This window comes from Xanthomonas sp. NCPPB 1068 (genome assembly GCF_041479385.2).
In the GTDB taxonomy this organism is placed as follows: Bacteria; Pseudomonadota; Gammaproteobacteria; order Xanthomonadales; family Xanthomonadaceae; genus Xanthomonas; species Xanthomonas cannabis.
Genome location: NZ_CM192986.1, coordinates 1,174,050 through 1,197,076, shown reverse-complemented (window position 1 = coordinate 1,197,076; position 23,027 = coordinate 1,174,050). Strand labels below are relative to the sequence as shown.

Sequence of the window (23,027 nt, the reverse complement as noted above, 5' to 3'; positions counted from 1 at the left end):
CGATGCGCAGCATGGCGAACCGCTTGGCCGCCAACGCCCACCGACGCGACCAGGCATGTCTGCCGGCAACGCTAGATCGATGCCGCAGGCTCGCCGTCTTCCGCACCCGGCGAACGCACGCTCTCTGGCGAGATCGGTTCTGCGGCACGCGACACCGGCTTTTCCTGCGCCGCAATTTCGGCGCGGATCCTGGGCAGCGCATAGGCGTGCTCGCGGGTCAGGAAGTCGATCATGCGTTCGCGCACCAGGCAGCGCAGATCGAACGCATCGCCGGAATTGCGCGCGCTTACCAGCAATCGCACCTGGATGGTGTTGTCGCTGGTATCGGTGATCTGGGTGACGCAGACGCGGCCATCCCACAGCGGCTCGCTCTGACAGATGCGTTCCAGTTCCGCGCGCACCGCCGCGATCGGCGTGCGGTAATCCAGCCACAGGAACGCGGTGCCGAGCAGGTCCGCACTGGCGCGCGTCCAGTTCTGGAACGGGTTTTCGATGAACCAGGTCAGCGGCACCACCATGCGCCGCTCATCCCAGATCCGCACCACCACATACGAACTGCCGATCTCTTCGATACGGCCCCACTCGCCTTCGACGATCACCACGTCGTCCAGACGGATCGGCTGGGTCAGCGCGATCTGCAATCCGGCGATCAGGTTGCCGAACACCGGCTTTGCCGCAATACCGGCCACCAGCCCGATGATGCCGGCCGAGGCCAGCAAGGTCTTGCCGATCTGGCGTACTTGCTCAAAGCCCAGCAGCACCACCGAAATGCCGAGCAGGATCACCGTGCCCATCACGACGCGGCTCAGCACCCGCGTCTGGGTCTGGATGCGTCGGGCGGTGAGGTTATCGGAGACTTCGATCGGATTGCTGCGCAGGATCGCCGCTTCGCCAGCCGCCACCGCGCGTACCAGCAACCAGGTTACGCAGCCGACGATGCCGACATGCAACAGATGCTGCACTGCCGCCAGCGCCTTGCCGGTCAGCGGCGTGGCCTCGGTGGCAACACCCAGGAACAACAGCGGCAGGATGAACGCCGCCGGCAGCGTGATCACGCGGATGATGCGCGCACGGCGGTAGTCGCGGCCCTGCATGCGGCGAAACAGCCACAGCATCAGCGCCCAGGTGCCAGCACCGGCCAGCAGCGCGGCGCCAAGCGGGATTGCGTATTCGCGGATGACGTTCCAATCGGCAGTCAAACCGTTCCTCCTGTGGGGAGAGAGAGGGATGGCTGCCAGAGCATGCCGCAAGCGGCATGAGCGTCACGTCATGCGCACACGCCGGTCATGCGCCCAGCGGTTGCGACGCCACCTGTTGCTGCTTGCGCACGATTGCCATCGCAATTTCCAGCGACTGTTCGTAGTTCAGCCGCGGATCCACGCTGGAGCGGTACGCACGCTCCAGATCGCGCTCGGTCAACTCGCGCGCGCCACCGGTGCACTCGGTGACATCTTCGCCGGTGAGTTCCAGATGCACGCCACCCAGCCGCGTGCCGGCTGCCACATGCAGGTCGAACGAGGTCTCCACCTCGCTGCGGATATTGTCGAAACGCCGGGTCTTGTAGCCATTTCCGGTGCTCTCGGTATTGCCGTGCATCGCATCGCACACCCACAGCACGCGGCGCCCGTCACGCTTGACCGCGTCCAGCAGCGGCGGCAGTTTTTCGGCAATCTGTGCCGCACCCATGCGATGGATGAAGCTCAGACGTCCCGGCTCGTCTTCGGGGTTGAGCACATCGATCAGGCGCAGCAGTTGGTCCGGCTGCACCGACGGCCCCACCTTGATCGCGATCGGATTGCGCACGCCACGCAGGTACTCCACGTGCGCGCCATCCAGCGCCGCGGTGCGCATGCCGATCCATGGGTAGTGCGTGCTGAGGTTGAACCAGCCCCACTGGCGCGGCACCTGCCGGGTCAGGCCTTCTTCGTACGGCAGCAGCAGCGCTTCGTGTGAGGTGTAGAAGTCGATGCGATTGAGGTTGTACACCTCCGAGCCGGACAAGGTCTCCATGAAGCGCACCGCATCGCCGATCGAAGCCACCATCTTCTGGTAGTCCGCCGCCAGCGGCGAATAGCCCACCCAGTCCAGATTCCAGTACTCGGGGTGGTGCAGATCGGCGAAGCCGCCGTCGATCAAGGCGCGCACGAAGTTCATCGTCATCGCCGAACGCGAATGCGCGGTGATCATGCGGCGCGGATCGGGCACACGCGCCGCCTCGGTGAAGGCAGGCGCATTGATCACATCGCCGCGATAGCTCGGCAAGGTCACACCATCACGGGTTTCGGTATCGGCCGAGCGCGGCTTGGCGTATTGCCCGGCAAAGCGGCCCACCCGTACCACCGGCAGGCGCAGGCCGTGCACCAGCACCAGGCTCATCTGCAGCAGCACCTTGAGACGATTGGAAATGGTGCCCGATTCGCAATCGCTGAAATTTTCCGCACAGTCGCCGCCCTGCAGCAGGAAGCGCTTGCCTTCCTGGGCTTCGGCCAGCTGGCGCTTGAGCGCGAAGATCTCCCATGAGGTCACCAGCGGCGGCAGCTGTCCCAACTCGTCCATGGCCGCCTGCAACGCGCCCTGGTCCGGATACACCGGCAGCTGCAGCGCAGGTTTGCCGCGCCAGCTGCCGGGCGCCCACGACGAGGCAGCGGCATCGGAAACGGAAGTTGGGGCGGAAAGATTCATGACGAGGCTCCTGGACAGCCCGTGATGGTGGCAGAGCCGGGCGCGTCAGGCAAAGCAGCGATGCGAAGTCCGCCGCCAGCATCGGGCGCCGTCGCTATCAGAACCTGCACCGCTACGGCGGACGCGACTGAACGGCAGGCAAAGCGCCCACAGCGGGCACGACTTCCCATCTACGCCAACACCGCTCTGGAGCACAAGGTTAAGGGTTACACATCCTCCCACTGGTCAATCGTGCGACCGCCCTGCCCCCTGCACGCTCTCCGCTCCCATCGCCTCCATCCTGCCGTCCTCCGTCTCGGCCGCCGAGGCTGCCGCCCCGCAGATCACCGAGCTGGATACCGTCTGTGCGAAAGCGCGGTGCAACCACGTGCTACCGCGTTTTCAGTTCAGTGGCAGGCCTCCGCCGCCAGGCTCAGGCCGCTACCGCCATACATTCAGCCGCACACCAGGCGTCAGTGGTGAACCGAGCTGCGTCGTGCCTTGAAGCCGGCGTACAGCGCCCACAGCGCAAGCGAGACAAACCAGACCATGCTCCACATCGGCATGCTCAGGCCCAGAAAACGCCAATCGATGTTGCCGCAGTCACCAGTGCCGGTCAGCACGGTACGGAACACTTCAAATGGCCCCATCGTCTCGCTCAGAAAGCTCAGCGGCGGACCGCACGACGACATCATGTCCTTGGGGCGGATCTGCACCCAGACATGCCGCGCCGCGATGCCCATGCCCACGCCTGCCGCAATGAAGCTCAACACCCCGTAGACCTTGCGCGCCCCAGCGCGCCGCGGCCCATGCAATGCGCCCAGCAGGAAGAACACGGCCAGGGCGGCAAACGCGATGCGCTGGAAGATGCACAGCGGGCATGGTTCGAGTCCAAGGTGCAACTGCACATAGATCGCATAGGCCAGCAGTCCTGCACACGCGAGAAAGCCCAACAGAAACTGCGCCCGAAAACCCCAACGAAATGGATTCATCGTTACTGCTTGCCTAGGTTCGAGCCCCGATTATCAGTCATCGCCGCGGCCGTGACCACGCATGCCTCCACGTGCCCCGTCGCATGCTGCGAAGAACGCCGCAGGCCGGCCTGACGACTTAGTCTGCATCCGGCCACTGCGCTCTGGCGATCGACGGCACGCACCCCAAACGCGCCCGCAGCCCACGCACGGAGCAGGGCAATACCCCTCGCGCAGCATCCTAAACGCGCTGACGGACACCTGCCGCACATGCCAAGTACATGCCAAACAAAAAGCCCGGCATCAGCCGGGCTTTTCGAGAATCCTGCAGGTGCGATCCGATTACTCGGCCACTTCCTCTGCCACGACCGGACGGTCGACCAGCTCGACATACGCCATCGGCGCATTGTCACCGGCACGGAAGCCGGCCTTCAGGATGCGCAGGTAGCCGCCGGGACGGGTCGCGTAACGCGGGCCCAGTTCGACGAACAGCTTGCCCACTGCTTCCTTGTCGCGCAGGCGGGCAAACGCCAGACGACGATTGGCAACGCCATCGACCTTGCCGATGGTGATCAGCGGCTCGGCGACGCGACGCAGTTCCTTGGCCTTCGGCAAGGTGGTCTTGATCAGCTCGTGCTTGAACAGCGAAGCGGCCATATTGCGGAACATGGCTTCGCGGTGCGCGCTGGTGCGGTTGAATTTACGACCGGATTTCTGGTGACGCATGAGTGTGATTTCCTAAAGAATGTTGAGACTGCTTTGAGACACGTTGTCGCCATCCTGGCGCTGTTGAATGGACTGCGGTTGGTCCGAGCCGGCCGTCCTTTGACCGGATGTCATCGCGGGCTCTGGCCCGTCGATGTAAAAAAACAGCATGGGCGCCCGAAGACGCCCATGCCTTGATGCATTAACCAAGCATGCCGTGCTGGGCGACGCCGGCCGGCGGCCAGTTCTCCAGCTTCATGCCCAGTGCAAGGCCGCGCTGTGCCAGCACTTCCTTGATTTCGGTGAGCGACTTCTTGCCCAGATTCGGGGTCTTGAGCAGCTCCACTTCGGTCTTCTGGATCAGATCGCCGATGTAGTAGATGCTCTCGGCCTTCAGGCAGTTGGCCGAACGCACGGTCAGCTCGAGGTCGTCGATCGGACGCAGCAGCACGGGATCCACGCCGCTGGCAGCCGGCTTGGCCGCACCGCGATCGCGGTGGGTGAAATCGCCGAACACCGACAGCTGATCGCTGAGGATGTCGGCGGCGGTGCGCACGGCTTCCTCGGCATCGATCGTGCCGTTGGTTTCGATATCGATGACCAGCTTGTCGAGGTCGGTACGCTGTTCGACGCGTGCAGCTTCCACGGCGTAAGCAACGCGACGCACCGGCGAGAACGACGCATCCAGCATCAGGCGACCGATGGTACGGGTCTCCTCGTCCGGACGACGGCGCGCAGCAGCCGGCTGGTAGCCAAACCCACGCTCGATCTTCAGGCGCATGTTCAGTGCGGTGTCTTTGGTCAGGTGGCAGATCACGTGGTCGCCGTTGATGATCTCAACGTTGTGATCGGTCCTGATGTCGGCCGCAGTGACCGTGCCCGGACCCTGCTTGGACAACGACAGCGTGGCGCTATCGCCACTGTGCATACGAATGGCCACATCCTTCAGGTTCAGCAGGACGTCAAGCACGTCTTCCTGCAAACCTTCGACCGTGGTGTACTCGTGCAGCACGCCGTCGATCTCGACCTCGGTGATCGCAAAACCGGGGATCGACGACAACAACACACGACGCAGGGCATTGCCCAGCGTGTGCCCGTAACCGCGCTCCAAGGGTTCGATCACGACCTTGGCACGGTTGTCGGTAAGACGTTCGATCTGCGGACCACGGGGGCGCAGAACCTGGTTGGCGGTAACCGTCATGTTGCGGGGTCTCCTGCGAACCTCCGGCAATGCCGGAGGCTCTCCAATGTGAATTACTTCGAATACAACTCGACGATCAGCGCTTCGTTGATATCCGAAGGCAGGTCAGCGCGATCCGGAACGGCCTTGAACACGCCGCTGAACTTCTTCGAATCGACTTCAACCCACGACGGCGTCATGTCGTGCTGCTCAGCCACGGTCAGGGCTTCCTGCACGCGGAGCTGCTTCTGTGCCTTTTCCGACAGCGTGATCGCATCGCCAGCCTTGATCTGGTACGAGGCCAGATTCACCGACTTGCCATTGACCAGTACGCCACGGTGCGACACCAGCTGGCGCGCGGCCGGACGGGTGACGGCAAAGCCCATGCGGTAGCACACGTTGTCCAGACGGGTTTCCAGCAACTGCAGCAGGTTCTCGCCGGTGTTGCCCTTCTTGGTCGAGGCCTTCTTGTAGTAGTTGCGGAACTGACGTTCCAGCAGACCGTAGATACGCTTGACCTTCTGCTTTTCACGCAGCTGGGTGGCGTAGTCGGAGAGCTTGCCCTTGCGAGCCGCGCCGTGCTGGCCGGGCTTCTGCTCAAGCTTGCACTTGGAGTCCAGCGCACGCGCCGGGCTCTTGAGGGAAAGGTCGGCGCCTTCGCGGCGGGCGAGCTTACAGGTAGGACCGATATAACGAGCCATTTCTTATCGCTCCCTTTAGACGCGACGCTTCTTCGGCGGACGGCACCCGTTGTGCGGGATTGGCGTCACGTCGATGATGTTGGTGATCTTGTAGCCCACGTTGTTCAACGAACGCACGGCCGACTCACGGCCCGGACCCGGACCCTTGATACGCACTTCCAGCGACTTCACGCCGTAGTCAAGCGCAGCGCGGCCAGCCTTTTCGGCGGCAACCTGAGCAGCGAACGGGGTCGACTTGCGCGAACCACGGAAACCGGCGCCGCCGGACGTAGCCCACGACAGTGCATTGCCCTGGCGATCGGTGATGGTGACGATGGTGTTGTTGAACGAAGCGTGGACGTGAGCGACGCCGTCAGTGATGACGCGCTTGATCTTCTTCTTCGTTTTCTTTTCTGCTGGCTTGGCCATGATCTATCCCTTACTTCCTGATCGCCTTGCGCGGACCCTTGCGGGTGCGGGCGTTGGTACGGGTGCGCTGACCACGCAGCGGGAGACCACGGCGATGACGCAGACCGCGATAGCAGCCCAGGTCCATCAGTCGCTTGATCGCGATACCGATTTCGCGGCGCAGGTCGCCTTCGACGACATACTTGCCGACTTCGGCGCGCAGGCGCTCGATTTCGGGTTCGGACAGATCACGAATCTTCGTGGTCGAGGTAACGCCTGCGGATTCGCAGAGCTTCTTCGAACGGGTACGGCCGATGCCGTAGATGCTTTGCAACCCGACCCAGACGTGCTTCTGGGCTGGCAGGTTGACGCCTGCAATACGCGCCATGACGCGATTCTCCAACTGAGTGATGGCCCGACAGCGCCCAGGCGCCATCCGGCAGGATGGATCAAAAGTGAACTCGGAATTATAGCAAGGCCTCGGATTGCTTTGAAGCCCGTGGAACCAGAGGTTCCATGGACCCGGCGTGGGGAGTGTGCCCTCGCTCCGGCGCCGGACGGTGTTGATCCAGAAAACCTCTCCGAATCGCCTGTGCTACTCCCGCACAGGACCACCCCGTCACACCCGCGCGCGAGACGTCGCGCGAGCCGCCCTTCTGATCGGAAGATCGTGGCCCGGGAACCAGGCCGTCTTCACGTAATGAAGATCTAGTGTACCACTTAACCGCGCGCCAGACCGCCGCGCGAGCCGCCCTTGAGGTTGGCCTTCTTCAGCAAGCTCTCATACTGATGCGACATCAGGTGCGCCTGGATCTGGGCGATGAAGTCCATCACCACCACCACCGCAATCAGCAACGAGGTACCGCCGAAATGGAACGAAGTGCCGAGCTGCGTGCGCATGATTTCCGGCAGTAGGCAGACGATCACCAGGTACAACGAGCCGGCTGCGGTCAGGCGCGTCAACACGCCATCCACATAGTCGGCCGTCGCCTTGCCCGGACGGATGCCCGGGATCAACGCGCCCGACTTCTTGAGGTTGTCGGCAGTTTCCTGCGAGTTGAACACCAGCGCGGTGTAGAAGAATGCAAAACCAATGATCAGCGCCGCAAACACCAGCATGTGCACCGGCTCGCCAGGACCCAGCGCGTTGGCGATCTTCTGCAACCACGAGCCAACACCGCTACCCGACGCCGCCTGGCCAGACCACATCGACAGCGTGGCCGGGAATGCCAGGATGCTGGATGCGAAGATCGGCGGGATCACGCCGGCCATGTTGAGCTTCAACGGCAGGAACGAGGTCTGGTTCATGTACGCATTGCGACCGCCCTGGCGGCGCGCGTAGTTGACCGTGATCCGCCGCTGCCCGCGCTCGACGAACACCACGAACAGCGTAAACGCCAGGATGGTGATGACGATCAACAGCAGCGAGATGAAACTCAGATTGCCTTCGCGGAACGCCTCGACCGTCTGGATCGCAGCAGACGGAAGGCCCGCCACGATGCCCGCGAAGATGATCAGCGATACACCGTTACCAATGCCACGCTCGGTCACCTGCTCGCCAACCCACATCAAGAAGATGGTACCGGCGGTCAACGCAATCACCGCGGTGAGCACGAAACCCATGCCCGGCGCATACACGACGGGAGCGCCACCCGGCGCGGTCTGATTCTGCAGCGCCAGCGCGATACTGCCGCCCTGCACCACTGCCAGCAGCACCGCACCGATACGCGAATACTGGGTGATCTTGCGTCGGCCGGACTCACCTTCTTTCTGCATCGCCTTGAGCGCGGGAAAGATGTGCGTGGCCAACTGGATCACGATCGACGCCGAGATATACGGCATCACATTCAACGCAAAAATACTGAAACGGTGCAGGGCGCCGCCCGAGAACATGTTGAACATGTCCACGATGCCGCCGCCCTGCGCCTGCATCAACGAAAGCATGGCATCGGGATTCACGCCCGGCACCGGCACATAGCAGCCGATGCGATAGACGATCAATGCCCCGAGGACGAACAGCAGCCGCTGGCGAAGTTCCGTGAACTTGCCGAGCCCGCCACCGAGGTTACCAATGCCAGCCTGCGCCATCTGCCGATTACTCCTCTACGCTGCCGCCGGCAGCTTCGATTGCCGCCTTGGCGCCTGCGGTTGCCGCAACGCCCTTCAGCACGAACTTCTTGCTCAGCTCGCCCTTCAGCACGATCTTCGCCTTCTTGGCGCGGCTCGGGACCAGATTGGCCGCACGCAGCGCTGCAAAGTCGACATCACCGGCATCCAACTTGTCCAGCTGGTAGGACAACACTTCTGCGGTGTCGCGCGCCATCTTGGAGCGGAAACCGATCTTCGGCAGACGGCGCTGCATTGGAGTCTGGCCGCCTTCGAAGCCGGCCTTGATCTTGCCGCCACCCTTACGAGCGAACGAACCCTTGTGACCGCGACCAGCGGTCTTGCCGAGGCCCGAACCGATACCACGGCCGACGCGGGTGCGCTCGGTACGGGCGCCATCGGCGGGCTTGAGGTCATTAAGACGCAGAGTCATGGGATTACTCCTCAACCTTGACGAGGTAGTGAACCGTATTGATCAGGCCACGCACCTGCGGGCTGTCCTTCAGTTCACGCACATCGTTGAGCTTATTCAGGCCCAACGCACGCACCGACAGACGGTGACGCGACTGGGTTCCACGCAGGCCACGCACCAGGCGCACCTTCACGGTCTTGTTGGTGTCCTTAGCCATGGTTGAGCTCCTCCACCTTCTTGCCGCGCTTGGCCGCAACACGCGCCGGCGACTGCACTTCCGACAGACCCTTCAGGGTTGCGCGGACCAGGTTGATCGGATTACGCGAACCAACAGCCTTGGCCAGCACATTCTTGACGCCGACCGCTTCCAGCACTGCGCGCATGGCGCCGCCTGCGATGACGCCTGTACCTTCCGAAGCCGGCTGCATGTACACGCGTGCTGCGCCATGGCCCGACTTGACCGCATGCCACAAGGTGCCGTTGTTCAGATCGACAGTGGCCAGGTTCTTGCGCGCCTGCTCCATCGACTTCTGGATGGCAACCGGCACTTCGCGCGCCTTGCCATAACCGAAACCGACCTTGCCCAGACCATCGCCGACCACGGTCAGCGCGGTGAAGGTGAACTGGCGGCCGCCCTTGACCGTCTTGCTGACGCGGTTGACCGCGACCAGCTTTTCGATCATGCCATCGTCGACTTTCTCTTCGCGGTTACGGTCGCGATCACGACCCCGCGGTGCACGTTCTTCTGCCATCTTGATTCCTTGATTGATTGAGTATGTACGGCTCGAAGCCGCTTATGGTTGTGGAGTCACGCAGTGTTCCCGATGCCGCTACAAAAGAACGGGTCGGTCCGGCATCTCCCTGCCGGCGGTATCGCGGATGTGGTCGATGACCACATCCGCAGCAGCACTTAGAACTGCAGGCCGCCTTCGCGAGCTGCGTCGGCGAGCGCCTTGATGCGGCCATGATAGCGATAGCCCGAGCGGTCGAAGGCGACCTTCTCGATGCCAGCAGCCTTGGCGCGCTCGGCGATCAGCCTGCCGACCTTGACGGCCGCATCGCTGTTCTTGCCGTTCTTCAGGCCGTCCTTGACGTCAGCCTGCAGGGTGTTCGCAGCAGCGATCACCTTGGAGCCGTCGGCAGTGAAGACCTGCGCGTACAGGTGCTGACCGGTGCGCAGCACCGACAGACGGGCGACGCCCAGCTCACGGATGTGTGCACGGGTCGATTTGGCACGACGCAGGCGGGCAATATTCTTGTTGATGCTCATGATATGTGTCCTACGGAAGCTGAAGGAAGACAGGCTGTGCATTGAGAAGTCCGGCCATGGATGGCCGGGCTCCTAGCAGAGGGACCTGCCTTACGCCTTCTTGGCTTCCTTGCGAATGATGACTTCACCGGCGTACTTCACACCCTTGCCCTTATAGGGCTCCGGCGGACGGAAACCGCGGATCTTGGCGGCGACTTCGCCAACGCGCTGCTTGTCGGCACCCTGGACCACGATTTCGGTCTGGGTCGGGGTCGACAGCGTGATGCCTTCCGGCGCCACGAACACCAACGGGTGCGAGAAACCGAGCGCCAGGCTCAGATCCTTGCCCTGCATGGCGGCACGGTAACCGACGCCGACCAGCTCGAGCTTGCGCTCGAAGCCTTCGGACACACCCTTGACCATATTGGCCAGGATGGCGCGCACGGTGCCGGTGATGGCGATCTGCGACGGATCATTGGCCGACAGCGTGGCGACGTCGCCATCGATGGCGATTTCCACACCCACCGGCTTGGGCAGGGTCAGGGTGCCCTTCGGGCCCTTGACGCTGACCAGCTCAGGCTGGACGTTGAGCTCAACACCCTTCGGAAGGGACACAGGCTTCTTGGCTACACGGGACATGTTCGATTCCTTCCCTTAGGCCACGAAGCACAGGACTTCACCACCAACGCCGGCTTCGCGAGCCTGCGCATCGGTCATGATGCCCTTCGACGTGGAGATGATGGCGATACCCAGGCCACCCAGGACCTTGGGCAGCTCGGTCTTGCCGCGGTACTGGCGCAGACCCGAGCGCGAGAAACGCTTCAGGGTCTCGATGACCGGGCGGCCTTCGAAATACTTCAGCACGATTTCCAGCTCCGACTTGTTGTTTTCGGTGGCCGTAACGCGCAGGTCGGTGATGTAACCCTCGTCCTTCAGGACCTGGGCGATCGCAACCTTGATCTTGGACGACGGCAATTTCACCGTCTGCTTACCAACCGCGGCCGCATTCTTGATGCGAACCAGCAGGTCGGCGATGGGATCAGTCATGCTCATATGAGTACCTTTGAGTGCACCGATATCCGCTTTCGCGAAAATCTTGTGTTTTCCTGGGGATGGGCCAGGACCCTTGACGCCACGTCAAACCCGCACGGGCAAGACAGAAGCGGAAGTATACGACAAAAGAGCCCGACTTGCGTCGGACTCCCTCGTTGAACAGAACAATCCTGCTCAAACCGGCCGCGAGCGGCCGGGCTGCTGTTACCAGCTTGCCTTGCGCAGGCCCGGAACGTCGCCGTTCATTGTGGCTTTGCGCAGCATGTTGCGACCCAGACCGAACTTGCGGTAGACGCCGCGCGGACGACCCGACAGCTCGCAACGGTTGCGGTGGCGGCTCGGCGACGAATCGCGTGGCAGCTTCTGCAACTTGGTCGACGCATCGATCTTCTCTTCGTAGGACGCATCCTGACTGGAGAGGATCTTCTTCAGCGCATCACGCTTGCCGGCGAACTTCTTGGCCAGCTTCGCGCGCTTGATGTCGCGGTGGATCATGGAGGTCTTTGCCATTTCGGATGTCCTCTATGGTCAGTTACGGAACGGGAACTTGAACGCTGCCAGCAGCGCCTTCGCTTCCGCATCCGTCTTGGCGGTGGTGGTGATGGCGATATCCATACCGCGGATCGCGTCGACGGCGTCGAAGTCGATTTCCGGGAAGATGATCTGTTCCTTCACACCCATGTTGAAATTGCCACGACCGTCGAAGGAACGACCGGACACACCACGGAAGTCGCGCACGCGCGGCAACGAGATGTTGATCAGGCGATCCAGGAACTCGTACATCTTGGCGCGACGCAAGGTGGTCTTGCAGCCGATCGGCCAACCGTCACGAATCTTGAACGATGCGACCGAAACGCGCGACTTGGTGACCACCGGCTTCTGGCCGGAGATCTTGGACATGTCGGCGACCGCATTTTCCAGAATCTTCTTGTTGGTAGCCGCCTCGCCCACGCCCATGTTGAGCGTGACCTTGACCAGCTTCGGCACTTCCATCGGATTGGTGTAGCCGAATTCCTTCATCAGGGCCGGCACCACGTTTTCCTTGTAAAACTTTTCGAGACGAGTGTTCATGATCTCATTCCTCAGGCGTCGAGCGCCTCACCGCTGGAGCGGAACACACGCAATTTGCGTCCATCCTCCAGCACCTTGAAGCCAACGCGCTCGCCCTTGCCCGTTGCCGGGTTGACGATATTGACGTTGGAGATATGGATCGACGCTTCACGCTCGACCACGCCGCCGGCGACACCCGCCTGCGGGTTCGGCTTGGTGTGGCGCTTGATGACGTTGGCGTTGGAGACGATCACGCGATCGCCGTCCACACGCACCACTTCACCCTGCTTACCCTTGTCCTTGCCGGTGTTGATGACGACCTGGTCGCCCTTCTTGATACGGTTAGCCATGTGTATGTCCTCCGCTCACAGCACTTCGGGAGCGAGCGAGACGATCTTCATGAACTTCTCGGAACGCAGCTCGCGCGTCACCGGCCCGAAGATGCGGGTCCCGATCGGCTCCTGCTTGTTGTTCAACAGCACAGCGGCATTGCCATCGAAGCGGATCAGCGAACCGTCGGGACGGCGCACACCCTTGCGGGTACGCACCACGACGGCGTCGTAGACTTCGCCCTTCTTGACCTTGCCACGCGGAATGGCGTCCTTGACGGTCACCTTGATGATGTCACCGATGTGTGCGTAGCGGCGCTTGGAGCCGCCCAGCACCTTGATGCACATCACTTCCTTGGCACCCGAATTGTCGGCGACATCGAGGTAGCTCTGCATCTGGATCATGATTCAGATCTCCCTTATTCGGCCGAACGGGTGACGATTTCCACCACCCGCCAGTTCTTGGTCTTGGACATCGGAGCAATCTCGGTCACACGCACGACATCGCCTTCATTGCAGGCATTGTCGGCATCGTGTGCGTGCAGCTTGGTCGAGCGCTTGATGTACTTGCCGTACAGAGCATGCTTGACCTGGCGCTCCACCAACACGGTGACCGTCTTGTCCATCTTGTTGCTGACGACACGGCCTTCGACCGTGCGCAGCGTTTGCTTTTCATTATTGTCGCTCATCGCGGCCGTCCTTACTTGGTGCTGCCGAGCAGGTGCTTGACGCGAGCAATCTCGCGGCGCACCCGGCGGGTTTCGTGGGTCTTCGGCAGCTGGCCGGTGACCTGCTGCATACGGAGCGAGAACTGCTCCTTACGCAGGTCGGTCAGGTGGGCCTTCAGTTCGTCAGCCGACTTTTCGCGGAGTTGTTTGATATCCATCAGCGCACCGTCCGGGTCACGAAAGTGGTCGTCACCGAGAGCTTGGCAGCGGCAAGGCGGAACGCCTCACGTGCGGTCTCTTCGGGAATCCCCTCGATTTCATAGATCATGCGGCCCGGCTGAATCTGCGCGACCCAGTACTCCACGTTGCCCTTACCGGAGCCCATGCGGACTTCGATCGGCTTCTTGGTGATCGGCTTGTCGGGGAACACACGGATCCACATCTTGCCGCCCTTCTTGACATGGCGGCTGATCGTGCGGCGTGCTGCTTCAATCTGGCGCGCAGTCAGCTGACCGTGCGCCGTGGCCTTGAGGCCGTATTCGCCGAAGCTGACGGCGTTTCCGCTCCATGCCAGGCCGTCATTGCGGCCCTTGTGCATCTTGCGATATTTGGTTCGCTTGGGTTGCAACATTGCCGTTACCTCGCTTCACGAGCCGGGCGCGACGGGCGGTCACCACGGTCGCCGCGATCGTTACGATCGTTGCGCGGGCTGTCGTCCTGCTTTTCCTGGCCAACCTGGGAGAAGTCGAAAACCTCGCCCTTATAGATCCAGACCTTGATACCGATGATGCCGTACGTCGTAGACGCCTCGGCAAAACCGTAATCGATGTCGGCACGTAGCGTGTGCAGCGGCACGCGACCTTCGCGGTACCACTCCGAACGGGCGATTTCTGCACCGTTGAGGCGGCCAGCCACGTTGACCTTGATGCCCAGGGCACTCAAGCGCATCGCGTTACCGACCGAGCGCTTCATTGCGCGGCGGAACATGATGCGACGCTCGAGCTGCTGCGCGATCGACTCGGCGACCAGCTGCGCATCCAGCTCCGGCTTGCGCACTTCGGTGACGTTGATGTGCGCCGGAACGCCCATCAGTTCGCTCACTTCCTTACGCAGCTTTTCAATATCCTCACCACGCTTGCCGATCACCACGCCCGGACGGGCGGTGTGAATGGTGACGCGGGCGGTTTTGGCAGGGCGCTCGATCAAGATCTTGCTGACACCTGCCTGCGCGAGCTTCTTGCGCAGCATTTCACGCACTTTCAGGTCGGCTGCCAGGTAACCGGCGAAGTCGCCCTTGTTTGCGTACCACTTGGAGTTCCAGTCTTTGGAGATACCAAGACGGATTCCAGTCGGATGAACTTTATGACCCATGGTCTTTTCCTTTCCGCTTACTTGGCGGCGCCGACAATCACAGTGATGTGACTGGTGCGCTTGAGGATGCGGGTACCGCGGCCTTTCGCCCGCGCCATGAAACGCTTCAGGGAGGGACCTTCATCAACCATGATGGTCTTGACCTTCAGCTCGTCGACATCCGCGCCCTGATTGTTCTCGGCATTGGCGATCGCCGACTCCACCACCTTTTTGATCAGGTGCGCAGCCTTCTTGTCCGAGAACTTCAGCAGATTGACCGCACGTTCGGCGGACAAACCACGCACCTGGTCAGCGACCAGACGGGCCTTCTGCGGGGAGATGCGCGCGGTGCGCAGGATTGCTTTCGCTTCCATCGTCATCTCTCCTTACCTGCCCGACTTCTTGTCGCCACCGTGACCCTTGAAGGTCCGGGTGACGGCAAATTCGCCGAGCTTGTGGCCGACCATATTCTCGTTGACGAGCACCGGAATGTGGTTCTTGCCGTTATGCACGGCGATGGTGATGCCTACCATTTCAGGCAGGATCATCGAACGGCGCGACCAGGTCTTGATCGGCTTCTTGCTACCCGCAGCGGACTCCACCTTCTTTGCAAGGTGGTGATCGACGAACGGGCCCTTCTTAAGTGAACGTGCCATGGTCGATTAGCCCCTACGATCGCGGACGATGAACTGCTGGGTGCGCTTGTTCTTGCGCGTCTTGTAACCCTTGGTCGGAACACCCCACGGGGTGACCGGATGCGGATTACCCTGACCAGCCTTCGCTTCACCACCACCGTGCGGGTGATCGACCGGGTTCATGGCCGCACCGCGAACGGTCGGGCGAACACCGCGCCAACGCTTGGCGCCGGCCTTGCCCAGCTTCTCGAGGTTGTGCTCGTCGTTGCCGACTTCGCCGATGGTGGCGCGGCACTCGACCGGCACCTTGCGCATTTCGCCCGAGCGCAGACGCAGCGTGGCATAGATGCCTTCGCGAGCGACCAGCTGGACGGCTGCACCGGCAGCACGTGCGATCTGAGCGCCCTTACCCGGCTTCAGCTCGATACCGTGAACCGTCGTACCGACCGGGATGTTGCGCAGCGGCAGCGTGTTGCCGGTCTTGATCGGTGCATTGGCACCGGCAATGACCTGGTCGCCAGCCTTCAGGCCCTTCGGGGCGATGATGTAGCGACGCTCGCCGTCGACGTAGCACAGCAGGGCGATGTGAGCGGTACGGTTCGGATCGTATTCGATCCGCTCCACACGCGCCGGAATGCCTTCCTTGTTGCGCTTGAAGTCGATGATGCGGTAGTGCTGCTTGTGGCCACCACCGACGTGACGCACGGTGATGCGGCCGTGGTGGTTACGACCACCGGACTTGCTCTGCGAGTCGAGCAGCGCCGCGTGCGGTGCGCCCTTGTGCAGATCGGGAGTAACCACGCGCACGGCGGAACGACGGCCGGGAGAGGTGGGTTTGAACTTCATCAATGGCATGGGATGGACCTCAGGCCTTGGCCGTTACGTCGATGGACTGACCATCGACCAGGCGGACGTACGCCTTGCGCCAATTGCCACGGTTGCCAGCACGGTTACGGAAGGACTTGCTCTTGCCCTTGACGTTGACCACGTTGACTGCCTTGACCTTGACGTCGAACAGCTGCTCAACCGCGGCCTTTACATCGGCCTTGGTGGCGTCGTTCGAAACTTCGAAGACATACTGGTTGGAGATTTCCTGCAGGCGCGCGGTCTTTTCGGAGACTCGCGGAGCACGCAGCACGCTGAAGATTTTTTCGTTGCTGCTCATGCCAGCCACTCCTCGACCTTCTTGACCGCATCGGCGGTGATCACGACCGTATCGGCCCCGACCAGTGCGACCGGATCCAGACCCTGCACGTCACGCACCTGCACATACGGCAGATTGCGGGCGGACAGATACAGGTGCTCGGAGGCTTCTTCGGTGACGATCAGCGGGCGCTTGCCCACATCCAGTCCCTTCAGCTTCTCGATCAGACCCTTGGTCTTGGTCGCTTCGAGGTCGAACGCGTCGACGATCATCAGACGACCCTGGCGGTTCAACTCGGAGAAGATCGCGCAGATGGCCGCGCGGTACATCTTGCGGTTGACCTTCTGCTCGAAGCTGCGCGGCTTGGCCGCAAAGGTCACGCCGCCGCCGACGAAGATCGGAGCCGTCAGTGCGCCATGACGCGCGCCGCCGCCCTTCTGCTTCTTCGACTTCTTGGTCGTGCCCGCAACTTCCGAACGCGTCTTCTGTGCCTTGGTACCAGCGCGACCGGCGTTGCGATAAGCGACGACGACCTGGTGAACCAGATCCTCGCTGAATTCGCGACCGAACACGGCATCGGAGACCGAGACCTTGTTGTTGCTACCCGTGATAACGAGTTCCATCGTCATCTCTCCTTATGCCTTGCTCGCCGGACGGACGATCACGTCGCCACCAGCTGCGCCAGGCACGGCGCCGCGGATAGCAATCAGACCACGCTCGACGTCGACCTTGACCACTTCCAGGTTCTGCGTGCTTTGCTGCACGGCGCCCATGTGGCCCGACATCTTCTTGCCCGGGAAAACACGACCCGGGGTCTGGCGCTGACCCAACGAACCCGGCGCGCGATGCGACAGCGAGTTACCGTGGGTTGCATCGCCCATACGGAAGTTGTAGCGCTTGATGGTGCCCTGGAAACCCTTACCCTTGGTGACGCCCTGGACGTCGACCTTCTGGCCGACCTCGAAGATGTCCGCCTTGATTTCGCCGCCGACGGCGAAATCGCCGAGCTGCGCGTCTTCAACGCGGAATTCCCACAAGCCACGACCCGCTTCGACCTTCGCCTTGGCGAAGTGACCGGCGGCCGGCTTGTTGACCAGTGCGGCGCGACGCGCGCCAACGGTAATCTGCACGGCGCTGTATCCGTCTACTTCTACGGTCTTGATCTGCGCGATGCGGTTCGGAGTTGCTTCGATCAGCGTGACCGGTACCGAGCGGCCGTCTTCAGTGAAGACGCGGCTCATACCAGCCTTGCGGCCCACGAAGCCCAACGAATATTTCTTCGTCATGGTCGTAGTCCTCAGGTGAGCTTGATCTGGACGTCGACGCCAGCCGCGAGTTCGAGCTTCATCAGCGCGTCCACGGTCTTGTCGTTGGGGTCGACGATATCGAGCACACGCTTGTGCGTGCGGGTTTCGTATTGGTCACGCGCATCCTTGTCGGCATGCGGGGATACGAGGATGGTGTAACGTTCGATCTTGGTCGGCAGCGGGATCGGGCCACGCACTTGCGCGCCGGTCCGCTTGGCCGTTTCGACGATCTCGCTGGCCGAACGGTCGATCAAACGATGATCGAACGCCTTCAACCGAATCCGGATCTTTTGTTCCGACATGACGGAAGCTTCCTTCGTTAAAAGAGCGACGGGCAAGGCCTCTGGGATACCTGCCCCGATATTCCTGCGTTGGTGAAATCGTCGTACTTCCTGCCGACGAGGGCTTTCCTCCGCCCAAAAACTGAGGCAGCCCGGTAAACCGGCCTGCCCAGACGGAAAAGTATAATGCGCAGCTAGAGCACGGTCAACAACGGATGAGTTGTTGAGTGCTCCATGCAACACGACCTTCCCGGTCTGGCGAACACGAGCGGCATCCTGCCGTTCTTTTCGCTGTAACCCAGCGCCCTACCCAGGGACACCGAGCCGCGCATTATAGCGACGTAAATTTCAGCGCGCAAGCGCAGAACCTGCGGCCGGATGCCGGTAGATCAATCCAGGCCGAGGGGCAATAAAAAGGGCCGGCTTGCGCCGACCCTTCCGTGCTACGCCAGCGGCAAACGCCGCCGACTGCAGGCACTGCTTACTTGATGACCTTGGCAACCACGCCGGCGCCGACGGTGCGGCCACCTTCACGGATTGCAAAGCGCAGACCTTCGTCCATCGCGACCGGGTTGATCAGGGTCACGACCATCTTGACGTTGTCGCCCGGCATCACCATCTCCACGCCTTCCGGCAGCTGGCACGCGCCAGTGATGTCGGTGGTGCGGAAGTAGAACTGCGGACGGTAGCCCTTGAAGAACGGGGTGTGACGGCCACCCTCGTCCTTGGACAGCACGTAGACTTCGGCTTCGAACTCGGTGTGCGGCTTGATCGAACCCGGCTTGCACAGCACCTGGCCACGCTCTACGTCGTCACGCTTGGTGCCGCGCAGCAGCAGACCGGCGTTGTCGCCTGCCTGGCCCTGGTCCAGCAGCTTGCGGAACATTTCCACGCCGGTGACCGTGGTCTTCTGCGTGTCGCGGATGCCGACGATTTCGATTTCGTCGCCCACCTTGATGATGCCGCGCTCGATACGACCGGTCACCACGGTGCCGCGGCCGGAGATCGAGAACACGTCTTCGACCGGCATCAGGAACGGACGGTCGACGTCACGGGTCGGCTCCGGAATGAAGCTGTCCAGGGCGTCGACCAGCTTCAGGATGGCCGGCACACCGATCTCGCTCTGATCACCGTCCAGCGCCAGACGGGCCGAACCGTGGATGATCGGGGTGTCGTCGCCCGGGAAGTCGTACTTGCTGAGCAGCTCGCGCACTTCCATTTCGACCAGCTCGAGCAGCTCGGCGTCGTCGACCATGTCGGCCTTGTTCAGGAACACGACGATGTGCGGCACACCGACCTGACGCGAGAGCAGGATGTGCTCACGGGTCTGCGGCATCGGGCCGTCCGCGGCCGAACACACCAGGATCGCGCCGTCCATCTGCGCCGCACCGGTGATCATGTTCTTGACGTAGTCGGCGTGGCCGGGGCAGTCAACGTGTGCGTAGTGGCGGGTCGGGGATTCGTATTCGACGTGCGCGGTCGAAATCGTGATGCCGCGCGCCTTTTCTTCCGGCGCTGCGTCGATCGCGTCATACGCCTTGAACTCGCCACCGAAACGCTCTGCACCGATCTTGGTCAGCGCGGCGGTCAACGTGGTCTTGCCATGGTCGACGTGACCGATGGTGCCGACGTTCACGTGCGGCTTGGTGCGCTCGAATTTAGCTTTTGCCATGACTTACTACCTCTAATTGAAAAATTTTTGAAGCGGCTGAGCGAACTCAGCCCTTCTTGGTGACGGCGTCGGCGATGTTGGCCGGTGCCTCTTCGTAGTGGTCGAATTCCATCGAGAACGTCGCACGGCCCTGGCTCATGGAGCGCAGCGAGGTCGCATAACCGAACATTTCACCCAGCGGAATCATCGCGTTGATGATCTTGCCCGACGGGCTGTCGTCCTGACCCTGCAACACGCCACGGCGGCGGCTCACGTCGCCCATCACGTCACCCAGGTAATCCTCCGGGCTGACGATCTCGACCTTCATGATCGGCTCCAGCAACACCGGGCTGGCTTTCGCAAAGCCCTGCTTGAACGCCATCGACGCGGCCAGCTTGAACGCCATTTCCGAGGAGTCGACGTCGTGGTACGAGCCGAACACCAGCTTGACCTTCACGCCCACCACCGGGAAGCCGGCGATCGGACCACTGGTGATCGTTTCGCGCAGACCCTTCTCAACCGAGGGGATGAATTCCTTCGGAATGATGCCGCCGGTGATGTCGTTGATGAAGAGGAAATCGTCCTTGACGTTGTCGCTCTTGCGATCTTCCTCGGTCATCGGCGACAGCTCGATCACCACGTGACCGTACTGACCCTTACCACCGGACTGCTTGGCGTGCTTGTAGTCGGACTTGACGTCGGACTTGCGGATCGTCTCGCGGTAGGCCACCTGCGGCTTGCCGACGTTGGCCTCGACATTGAACTCGCGACGCATACGGTCGACGATGATGTCCAGGTGCAACTCACCCATGCCCGAGATGATGGTCTGGCCGGATTCTTCGTCGGTCTTGACGCGGAACGAGGGATCTTCCTGCGCCAGACGGCCCAGGGCCATACCCATCTTTTCCTGGTCCGACTTGGTCTTCGGCTCGACGGCCATCGAGATCACCGGCTCCGGGAACACCATGCGCTCCAGGGTGATGATCTTGTCCTGCGCACACAGGGTGTCGCCGGTGGTGACGTCCTTCAGACCCACGGCAGCGGCGATGTCGCCAGCGCGCACTTCCTTGATCTCTTCGCGATTGTTGGAGTGCATCTGCAGGATGCGGCCCACACGCTCTTTCTTCGACTTGACCGGGTTATAGACCTGGTCACCGGAATTCAGCGTGCCCGAGTAGACGCGGAAGAACGTGAGCGAGCCCACGAACGGGTCGGTCATGATCTTGAACGCCAACGCCGAGAACGGCGCGGTATCGCTCGCAGCGCGCGTGTCTTCCTTCTCGTCCTCGTCGATGCCCTGCACTGGCGGACGGTCGGCCGGCGACGGCAGCAGGTGCACGACGCCGTCGAGCATCGCCTGCACGCCCTTGTTCTTGAACGCCGAACCACAGAACACCGGCACGATCTCGACCTTCAGGGTGCGCTCGCGCAGACCCTGCAGGATCTCTTCTTCGGTCAGGTCGCCTTCGTTGAGGTACTTGTCCATCAGATCTTCGCTGGCTTCTGCAGCCGCCTCGATCATGAACGAACGCGCCTCGGTCGCCACATCGACCAGATCGGCCGGGATGTCGCGGTATTCGAAGGTGGTGCCCTGCGATGCGGAATCCCAGTGGATCGCCTTCATCTTGAGCAGGTCGACCACGCCTTCAAAGCCGTCTTCGGCGCCGATCGGCACCTGCATCGGCACAGCGTACGCACCCAGACGGGCCTTCAGCTGCTCCACAACCTTGTCGAAGTTGGCACCGGTACGGTCCATCTTGTTGACGAAGGCCATGCGCGGCACGGAATACTTGTTGGCCTGACGCCACACGGTCTCGGACTGCGGCTGCACGCCACCGACCGCACACAGCACGAACACCGCACCGTCGAGCACGCGCAAGGAGCGCTCCACTTCGATGGTGAAGTCGACGTGCCCGGGGGTGTCGATGATGTTGAAGCGGTGCTGCTGCATGGACTTGTCCATGCCCGACCAGAACGCAGTGGTTGCCGCGGAGGTGATGGTGATACCACGCTCCTGCTCCTGCTCCATCCAGTCCATCACTGCCGCGCCGTCATGGACTTCGCCGATCTTGTGACTCACACCGGTGTAGAACAGGATGCGTTCGGAGGTGGTGGTTTTGCCGGCATCGATGTGGGCCATGATGCCGAAGTTGCGGTAACGCTCGATAGGGGTGGTGCGGGCCACGGGGAGCCTCTCAATTTCTTGGATTTCGGATGGCCGAACGCCGCCTTTCGGCGGCCTTCGGATTGGTAGCGACGCCAGAGGCGTCGCAAACAGCACTCATATGGTGCTGAAGGGCCCCGTTACCAAGGCCCCCGAGGTCACCAGCGGTAGTGTGCGAACGCCTTGTTCGCTTCCGCCATACGGTGGGTCTCTTCGCGCTTCTTGATCGCGCCGCCACGGCTTTCCGCAGCGTCCAGCAGTTCGGCAGCCAGCTTACGCGGCATGGTGTTCTCACCACGCTTGCGCGCGGAGTCGATCAACCAGCGCATTGCCAGCGCCATGCGACGGGAGGAGCGCACTTCGACGGGCACCTGATAGGTAGCACCACCGACGCGACGCGATTTGACTTCGACAGCCGGGGCCACGTTGTCCAGTGCTTTCTGCACCAGCTCGATGGCATTCGGATTCTTTTCGCCAATGACGTCCATTGCGCCATAGACAATTTTCTCAGCAACCGACTTCTTGCCACTTTGCATCACCATGTTGATGAAGCGGGCAATGGTTTCGCTGCCATGCTTGGGATCAGGCAGGACGGTGCGCTGCGGAGTAGAACCTTTACGGGACATTAGAGTATTTCCTTAGCTCTTCGGGCGCTTGGCGCCGTACTTGGAACGACCTTGACGGCGCTTTGCGACGCCGGCGGCGTCCAGCGAACCACGGACGGTGTGATAACGCACACCGGGAAGATCCTTGACGCGACCACCGCGAATCAGGACCACGGAGTGCTCCTGCAGGTTGTGGCCTTCACCACCGATGTAGCTGATGACCTCTTCCTGGTTCGTCAGACGCACTTTGGCGACCTTACGCAGGGCCGAGTTCGGCTTCTTCGGGGTAGTGGTGTAGACGCGTGTGCAGACGCCGCGGCGCTGCGGACACTTGTCCAGTGCCGGTGAGGCACTCTTGTAGGTGGTCGCTTGCCGGGGCTTGCGGACCAGCTGATTGATCGTTGCCATCAGTCGATTC

The 23,027-nt window shown here is 61.9% G+C and carries 34 protein-coding genes; all 34 read right to left on the bottom strand.

The window, feature by feature from the left end; all coding sequences use genetic code 11:
- Nucleotides 1–71: 71 nt before the first annotated feature.
- Complete coding sequence (locus ACCQ12_RS05130) at nucleotides 72–1,199, bottom strand: mechanosensitive ion channel family protein (protein ID WP_104581681.1); 1,128 nt, start codon at nucleotides 1,197–1,199, stop codon at nucleotides 72–74.
- An 85-nt stretch (nucleotides 1,200–1,284) separates the two neighbouring features.
- Nucleotides 1,285–2,682 carry a class II 3-deoxy-7-phosphoheptulonate synthase gene (locus ACCQ12_RS05125; RefSeq protein ID WP_372383084.1) on the bottom strand — a complete coding sequence of 466 codons (1,398 nt, stop codon included), beginning with the start codon at nucleotides 2,680–2,682 and terminating at the stop codon, nucleotides 1,285–1,287.
- Between the two features lie 452 nt (nucleotides 2,683–3,134).
- On the bottom strand, nucleotides 3,135–3,653 hold the full coding sequence (locus tag ACCQ12_RS05120) for a disulfide bond formation protein B (protein ID WP_039413213.1): 519 nt from the start codon (nucleotides 3,651–3,653) through the stop codon (nucleotides 3,135–3,137).
- Between the two features lie 321 nt (nucleotides 3,654–3,974).
- Nucleotides 3,975–4,358, bottom strand: a complete 384-nt coding sequence (gene rplQ / locus ACCQ12_RS05115; RefSeq protein WP_003486665.1) for a 50S ribosomal protein L17 — start codon at nucleotides 4,356–4,358, stop codon at nucleotides 3,975–3,977.
- A gap of 181 nt (nucleotides 4,359–4,539) precedes the next feature.
- Nucleotides 4,540–5,538 carry a DNA-directed RNA polymerase subunit alpha gene (locus ACCQ12_RS05110; protein ID WP_002811635.1) on the bottom strand — a complete coding sequence of 333 codons (999 nt, stop codon included), beginning with the start codon at nucleotides 5,536–5,538 and terminating at the stop codon, nucleotides 4,540–4,542.
- A 53-nt stretch (nucleotides 5,539–5,591) separates the two neighbouring features.
- The gene (rpsD, locus tag ACCQ12_RS05105; protein WP_002811641.1) at nucleotides 5,592–6,218 is read right to left on the bottom strand and encodes a 30S ribosomal protein S4; all 627 of its coding nucleotides are present in this window, start codon (nucleotides 6,216–6,218) and stop codon (nucleotides 5,592–5,594) included.
- A gap of 15 nt (nucleotides 6,219–6,233) precedes the next feature.
- A complete protein-coding gene (gene rpsK, locus ACCQ12_RS05100; RefSeq protein ID WP_003486671.1) occupies nucleotides 6,234–6,626 on the bottom strand; it encodes a 30S ribosomal protein S11 in 393 nt (130 codons plus the stop codon).
- A 10-nt stretch (nucleotides 6,627–6,636) separates the two neighbouring features.
- Complete coding sequence (gene rpsM / locus ACCQ12_RS05095; protein ID WP_003486672.1) at nucleotides 6,637–6,993, bottom strand: 30S ribosomal protein S13; 357 nt, start codon at nucleotides 6,991–6,993, stop codon at nucleotides 6,637–6,639.
- Nucleotides 6,994–7,325: 332 nt separating this feature from the next.
- Nucleotides 7,326–8,693 carry a preprotein translocase subunit SecY gene (gene secY, locus ACCQ12_RS05090; RefSeq protein WP_039412801.1) on the bottom strand — a complete coding sequence of 456 codons (1,368 nt, stop codon included), beginning with the start codon at nucleotides 8,691–8,693 and terminating at the stop codon, nucleotides 7,326–7,328.
- 7 nt (nucleotides 8,694–8,700) lie between these two features.
- Nucleotides 8,701–9,144, bottom strand: a complete 444-nt coding sequence (gene rplO, locus ACCQ12_RS05085) for a 50S ribosomal protein L15 (RefSeq protein ID WP_003486676.1) — start codon at nucleotides 9,142–9,144, stop codon at nucleotides 8,701–8,703.
- A gap of 4 nt (nucleotides 9,145–9,148) precedes the next feature.
- Nucleotides 9,149–9,340 carry a 50S ribosomal protein L30 gene (gene rpmD / locus ACCQ12_RS05080; protein ID WP_003486678.1) on the bottom strand — a complete coding sequence of 64 codons (192 nt, stop codon included), beginning with the start codon at nucleotides 9,338–9,340 and terminating at the stop codon, nucleotides 9,149–9,151.
- A complete protein-coding gene (rpsE, locus tag ACCQ12_RS05075; protein WP_003486682.1) occupies nucleotides 9,333–9,875 on the bottom strand; it encodes a 30S ribosomal protein S5 in 543 nt (180 codons plus the stop codon). The genes rpmD and rpsE overlap by 8 nt, the downstream gene beginning before the upstream one ends.
- Nucleotides 9,876–10,033: 158 nt before the next feature.
- On the bottom strand, nucleotides 10,034–10,393 hold the full coding sequence (rplR, locus tag ACCQ12_RS05070) for a 50S ribosomal protein L18 (RefSeq protein ID WP_372383557.1): 360 nt from the start codon (nucleotides 10,391–10,393) through the stop codon (nucleotides 10,034–10,036).
- A gap of 90 nt (nucleotides 10,394–10,483) precedes the next feature.
- Complete coding sequence (gene rplF / locus ACCQ12_RS05065) at nucleotides 10,484–11,011, bottom strand: 50S ribosomal protein L6 (RefSeq protein WP_039565326.1); 528 nt, start codon at nucleotides 11,009–11,011, stop codon at nucleotides 10,484–10,486.
- Between the two features lie 15 nt (nucleotides 11,012–11,026).
- Entirely contained in the window at nucleotides 11,027–11,425 is a 399-nt protein-coding gene (gene rpsH / locus ACCQ12_RS05060; RefSeq protein WP_010371096.1) for a 30S ribosomal protein S8, read from the bottom strand.
- Between the two features lie 204 nt (nucleotides 11,426–11,629).
- Nucleotides 11,630–11,935 (bottom strand): 30S ribosomal protein S14, encoded by a 306-nt coding sequence (rpsN, locus tag ACCQ12_RS05055; RefSeq protein ID WP_005917137.1) that lies wholly within the window; start codon nucleotides 11,933–11,935, stop codon nucleotides 11,630–11,632.
- A gap of 18 nt (nucleotides 11,936–11,953) precedes the next feature.
- Entirely contained in the window at nucleotides 11,954–12,496 is a 543-nt protein-coding gene (gene rplE / locus ACCQ12_RS05050; RefSeq protein WP_010371090.1) for a 50S ribosomal protein L5, read from the bottom strand.
- A gap of 11 nt (nucleotides 12,497–12,507) precedes the next feature.
- Nucleotides 12,508–12,825: a 50S ribosomal protein L24 gene (rplX, locus tag ACCQ12_RS05045; protein WP_003486696.1), complete on the bottom strand. Its 318-nt coding sequence runs from the start codon at nucleotides 12,823–12,825 to the stop codon at nucleotides 12,508–12,510.
- Nucleotides 12,826–12,840: 15 nt separating this feature from the next.
- Nucleotides 12,841–13,209, bottom strand: coding sequence for a 50S ribosomal protein L14 (rplN, locus tag ACCQ12_RS05040; protein WP_003486699.1), 369 nt, complete (start codon nucleotides 13,207–13,209; stop codon nucleotides 12,841–12,843).
- Between the two features lie 14 nt (nucleotides 13,210–13,223).
- Nucleotides 13,224–13,493: a 30S ribosomal protein S17 gene (gene rpsQ, locus ACCQ12_RS05035; protein WP_003486701.1), complete on the bottom strand. Its 270-nt coding sequence runs from the start codon at nucleotides 13,491–13,493 to the stop codon at nucleotides 13,224–13,226.
- 11 nt (nucleotides 13,494–13,504) lie between these two features.
- A complete protein-coding gene (gene rpmC, locus ACCQ12_RS05030) occupies nucleotides 13,505–13,690 on the bottom strand; it encodes a 50S ribosomal protein L29 (RefSeq protein ID WP_003486703.1) in 186 nt (61 codons plus the stop codon).
- Nucleotides 13,690–14,103: a 50S ribosomal protein L16 gene (rplP, locus tag ACCQ12_RS05025; RefSeq protein WP_003486706.1), complete on the bottom strand. Its 414-nt coding sequence runs from the start codon at nucleotides 14,101–14,103 to the stop codon at nucleotides 13,690–13,692. The genes rpmC and rplP overlap by 1 nt, the downstream gene beginning before the upstream one ends.
- Nucleotides 14,104–14,108: 5 nt before the next feature.
- Nucleotides 14,109–14,843, bottom strand: coding sequence for a 30S ribosomal protein S3 (gene rpsC, locus ACCQ12_RS05020; RefSeq protein ID WP_039412819.1), 735 nt, complete (start codon nucleotides 14,841–14,843; stop codon nucleotides 14,109–14,111).
- 17 nt (nucleotides 14,844–14,860) lie between these two features.
- A complete protein-coding gene (rplV, locus tag ACCQ12_RS05015; protein ID WP_002811686.1) occupies nucleotides 14,861–15,196 on the bottom strand; it encodes a 50S ribosomal protein L22 in 336 nt (111 codons plus the stop codon).
- Nucleotides 15,197–15,208: 12 nt separating this feature from the next.
- On the bottom strand, nucleotides 15,209–15,478 hold the full coding sequence (rpsS, locus tag ACCQ12_RS05010) for a 30S ribosomal protein S19 (protein WP_005917128.1): 270 nt from the start codon (nucleotides 15,476–15,478) through the stop codon (nucleotides 15,209–15,211).
- Nucleotides 15,479–15,484: 6 nt separating this feature from the next.
- Nucleotides 15,485–16,312, bottom strand: a complete 828-nt coding sequence (gene rplB / locus ACCQ12_RS05005) for a 50S ribosomal protein L2 (protein WP_003486715.1) — start codon at nucleotides 16,310–16,312, stop codon at nucleotides 15,485–15,487.
- Nucleotides 16,313–16,322: 10 nt separating this feature from the next.
- Nucleotides 16,323–16,622 (bottom strand): 50S ribosomal protein L23, encoded by a 300-nt coding sequence (rplW, locus tag ACCQ12_RS05000; protein WP_057661879.1) that lies wholly within the window; start codon nucleotides 16,620–16,622, stop codon nucleotides 16,323–16,325.
- A complete protein-coding gene (gene rplD / locus ACCQ12_RS04995) occupies nucleotides 16,619–17,224 on the bottom strand; it encodes a 50S ribosomal protein L4 (RefSeq protein ID WP_010371054.1) in 606 nt (201 codons plus the stop codon). Before rplD ends, rplW begins: the two co-directional genes overlap by 4 nt.
- A gap of 12 nt (nucleotides 17,225–17,236) precedes the next feature.
- Nucleotides 17,237–17,887, bottom strand: a complete 651-nt coding sequence (gene rplC / locus ACCQ12_RS04990) for a 50S ribosomal protein L3 (RefSeq protein ID WP_011036123.1) — start codon at nucleotides 17,885–17,887, stop codon at nucleotides 17,237–17,239.
- 11 nt (nucleotides 17,888–17,898) lie between these two features.
- Nucleotides 17,899–18,210 carry a 30S ribosomal protein S10 gene (gene rpsJ, locus ACCQ12_RS04985; RefSeq protein ID WP_003486723.1) on the bottom strand — a complete coding sequence of 104 codons (312 nt, stop codon included), beginning with the start codon at nucleotides 18,208–18,210 and terminating at the stop codon, nucleotides 17,899–17,901.
- 460 nt (nucleotides 18,211–18,670) lie between these two features.
- Nucleotides 18,671–19,861 (bottom strand): elongation factor Tu, encoded by a 1,191-nt coding sequence (gene tuf, locus ACCQ12_RS04980; protein ID WP_166752379.1) that lies wholly within the window; start codon nucleotides 19,859–19,861, stop codon nucleotides 18,671–18,673.
- Between the two features lie 46 nt (nucleotides 19,862–19,907).
- Complete coding sequence (gene fusA, locus ACCQ12_RS04975; protein ID WP_039565346.1) at nucleotides 19,908–22,025, bottom strand: elongation factor G; 2,118 nt, start codon at nucleotides 22,023–22,025, stop codon at nucleotides 19,908–19,910.
- Nucleotides 22,026–22,162: 137 nt separating this feature from the next.
- Nucleotides 22,163–22,630 (bottom strand): 30S ribosomal protein S7, encoded by a 468-nt coding sequence (gene rpsG / locus ACCQ12_RS04970; RefSeq protein WP_011260032.1) that lies wholly within the window; start codon nucleotides 22,628–22,630, stop codon nucleotides 22,163–22,165.
- Nucleotides 22,631–22,642: 12 nt separating this feature from the next.
- A complete protein-coding gene (rpsL, locus tag ACCQ12_RS04965) occupies nucleotides 22,643–23,017 on the bottom strand; it encodes a 30S ribosomal protein S12 (RefSeq protein WP_003469157.1) in 375 nt (124 codons plus the stop codon).
- Nucleotides 23,018–23,027: the final 10 nt, after the last annotated feature.

Coding starts and splice junctions, on each gene's coding strand:
- ACCQ12_RS05125 (WP_372383084.1), bottom strand. CDS start 2,682: ATGAATCTTTCCGCCCCAACTTCCGTTTCCGATGCCGCTGCCTCGTCG.
- ACCQ12_RS05120 (WP_039413213.1), bottom strand. CDS start 3,653: ATGAATCCATTTCGTTGGGGTTTTCGGGCGCAGTTTCTGTTGGGCTTT.
- rplQ (WP_003486665.1), bottom strand. CDS start 4,358: ATGCGTCACCAGAAATCCGGTCGTAAATTCAACCGCACCAGCGCGCAC.
- ACCQ12_RS05110 (WP_002811635.1), bottom strand. CDS start 5,538: ATGACGGTTACCGCCAACCAGGTTCTGCGCCCCCGTGGTCCGCAGATC.
- rpsD (WP_002811641.1), bottom strand. CDS start 6,218: ATGGCTCGTTATATCGGTCCTACCTGTAAGCTCGCCCGCCGCGAAGGC.
- rpsK (WP_003486671.1), bottom strand. CDS start 6,626: ATGGCCAAGCCAGCAGAAAAGAAAACGAAGAAGAAGATCAAGCGCGTC.
- rpsM (WP_003486672.1), bottom strand. CDS start 6,993: ATGGCGCGTATTGCAGGCGTCAACCTGCCAGCCCAGAAGCACGTCTGG.
- secY (WP_039412801.1), bottom strand. CDS start 8,693: ATGGCGCAGGCTGGCATTGGTAACCTCGGTGGCGGGCTCGGCAAGTTC.
- rplO (WP_003486676.1), bottom strand. CDS start 9,144: ATGACTCTGCGTCTTAATGACCTCAAGCCCGCCGATGGCGCCCGTACC.
- rpmD (WP_003486678.1), bottom strand. CDS start 9,340: ATGGCTAAGGACACCAACAAGACCGTGAAGGTGCGCCTGGTGCGTGGC.
- rpsE (WP_003486682.1), bottom strand. CDS start 9,875: ATGGCAGAAGAACGTGCACCGCGGGGTCGTGATCGCGACCGTAACCGC.
- rplR (WP_372383557.1), bottom strand. CDS start 10,393: ATGAGCATCAACAAGAATATTGCCCGCCTGCGTCGTGCCAAATCGACC.
- rplF (WP_039565326.1), bottom strand. CDS start 11,011: ATGTCCCGTGTAGCCAAGAAGCCTGTGTCCCTTCCGAAGGGTGTTGAG.
- rpsH (WP_010371096.1), bottom strand. CDS start 11,425: ATGAGCATGACTGATCCCATCGCCGACCTGCTGGTTCGCATCAAGAAT.
- rpsN (WP_005917137.1), bottom strand. CDS start 11,935: ATGGCAAAGACCTCCATGATCCACCGCGACATCAAGCGCGCGAAGCTG.
- rplE (WP_010371090.1), bottom strand. CDS start 12,496: ATGAACACTCGTCTCGAAAAGTTTTACAAGGAAAACGTGGTGCCGGCC.
- rplX (WP_003486696.1), bottom strand. CDS start 12,825: ATGGCTAACCGTATCAAGAAGGGCGACCAGGTCGTCATCAACACCGGC.
- rplN (WP_003486699.1), bottom strand. CDS start 13,209: ATGATCCAGATGCAGAGCTACCTCGATGTCGCCGACAATTCGGGTGCC.
- rpsQ (WP_003486701.1), bottom strand. CDS start 13,493: ATGAGCGACAATAATGAAAAGCAAACGCTGCGCACGGTCGAAGGCCGT.
- rpmC (WP_003486703.1), bottom strand. CDS start 13,690: ATGGATATCAAACAACTCCGCGAAAAGTCGGCTGACGAACTGAAGGCC.
- rplP (WP_003486706.1), bottom strand. CDS start 14,103: ATGTTGCAACCCAAGCGAACCAAATATCGCAAGATGCACAAGGGCCGC.
- rpsC (WP_039412819.1), bottom strand. CDS start 14,843: ATGGGTCATAAAGTTCATCCGACTGGAATCCGTCTTGGTATCTCCAAA.
- rplV (WP_002811686.1), bottom strand. CDS start 15,196: ATGGAAGCGAAAGCAATCCTGCGCACCGCGCGCATCTCCCCGCAGAAG.
- rpsS (WP_005917128.1), bottom strand. CDS start 15,478: ATGGCACGTTCACTTAAGAAGGGCCCGTTCGTCGATCACCACCTTGCA.
- rplB (WP_003486715.1), bottom strand. CDS start 16,312: ATGCCATTGATGAAGTTCAAACCCACCTCTCCCGGCCGTCGTTCCGCC.
- rplW (WP_057661879.1), bottom strand. CDS start 16,622: ATGAGCAGCAACGAAAAAATCTTCAGCGTGCTGCGTGCTCCGCGAGTC.
- rplD (WP_010371054.1), bottom strand. CDS start 17,224: ATGGAACTCGTTATCACGGGTAGCAACAACAAGGTCTCGGTCTCCGAT.
- rplC (WP_011036123.1), bottom strand. CDS start 17,887: ATGACGAAGAAATATTCGTTGGGCTTCGTGGGCCGCAAGGCTGGTATG.
- rpsJ (WP_003486723.1), bottom strand. CDS start 18,210: ATGTCGGAACAAAAGATCCGGATTCGGTTGAAGGCGTTCGATCATCGT.
- tuf (WP_166752379.1), bottom strand. CDS start 19,861: ATGGCAAAAGCTAAATTCGAGCGCACCAAGCCGCACGTGAACGTCGGC.
- rpsG (WP_011260032.1), bottom strand. CDS start 22,630: ATGTCCCGTAAAGGTTCTACTCCGCAGCGCACCGTCCTGCCTGATCCC.
- rpsL (WP_003469157.1), bottom strand. CDS start 23,017: ATGGCAACGATCAATCAGCTGGTCCGCAAGCCCCGGCAAGCGACCACC.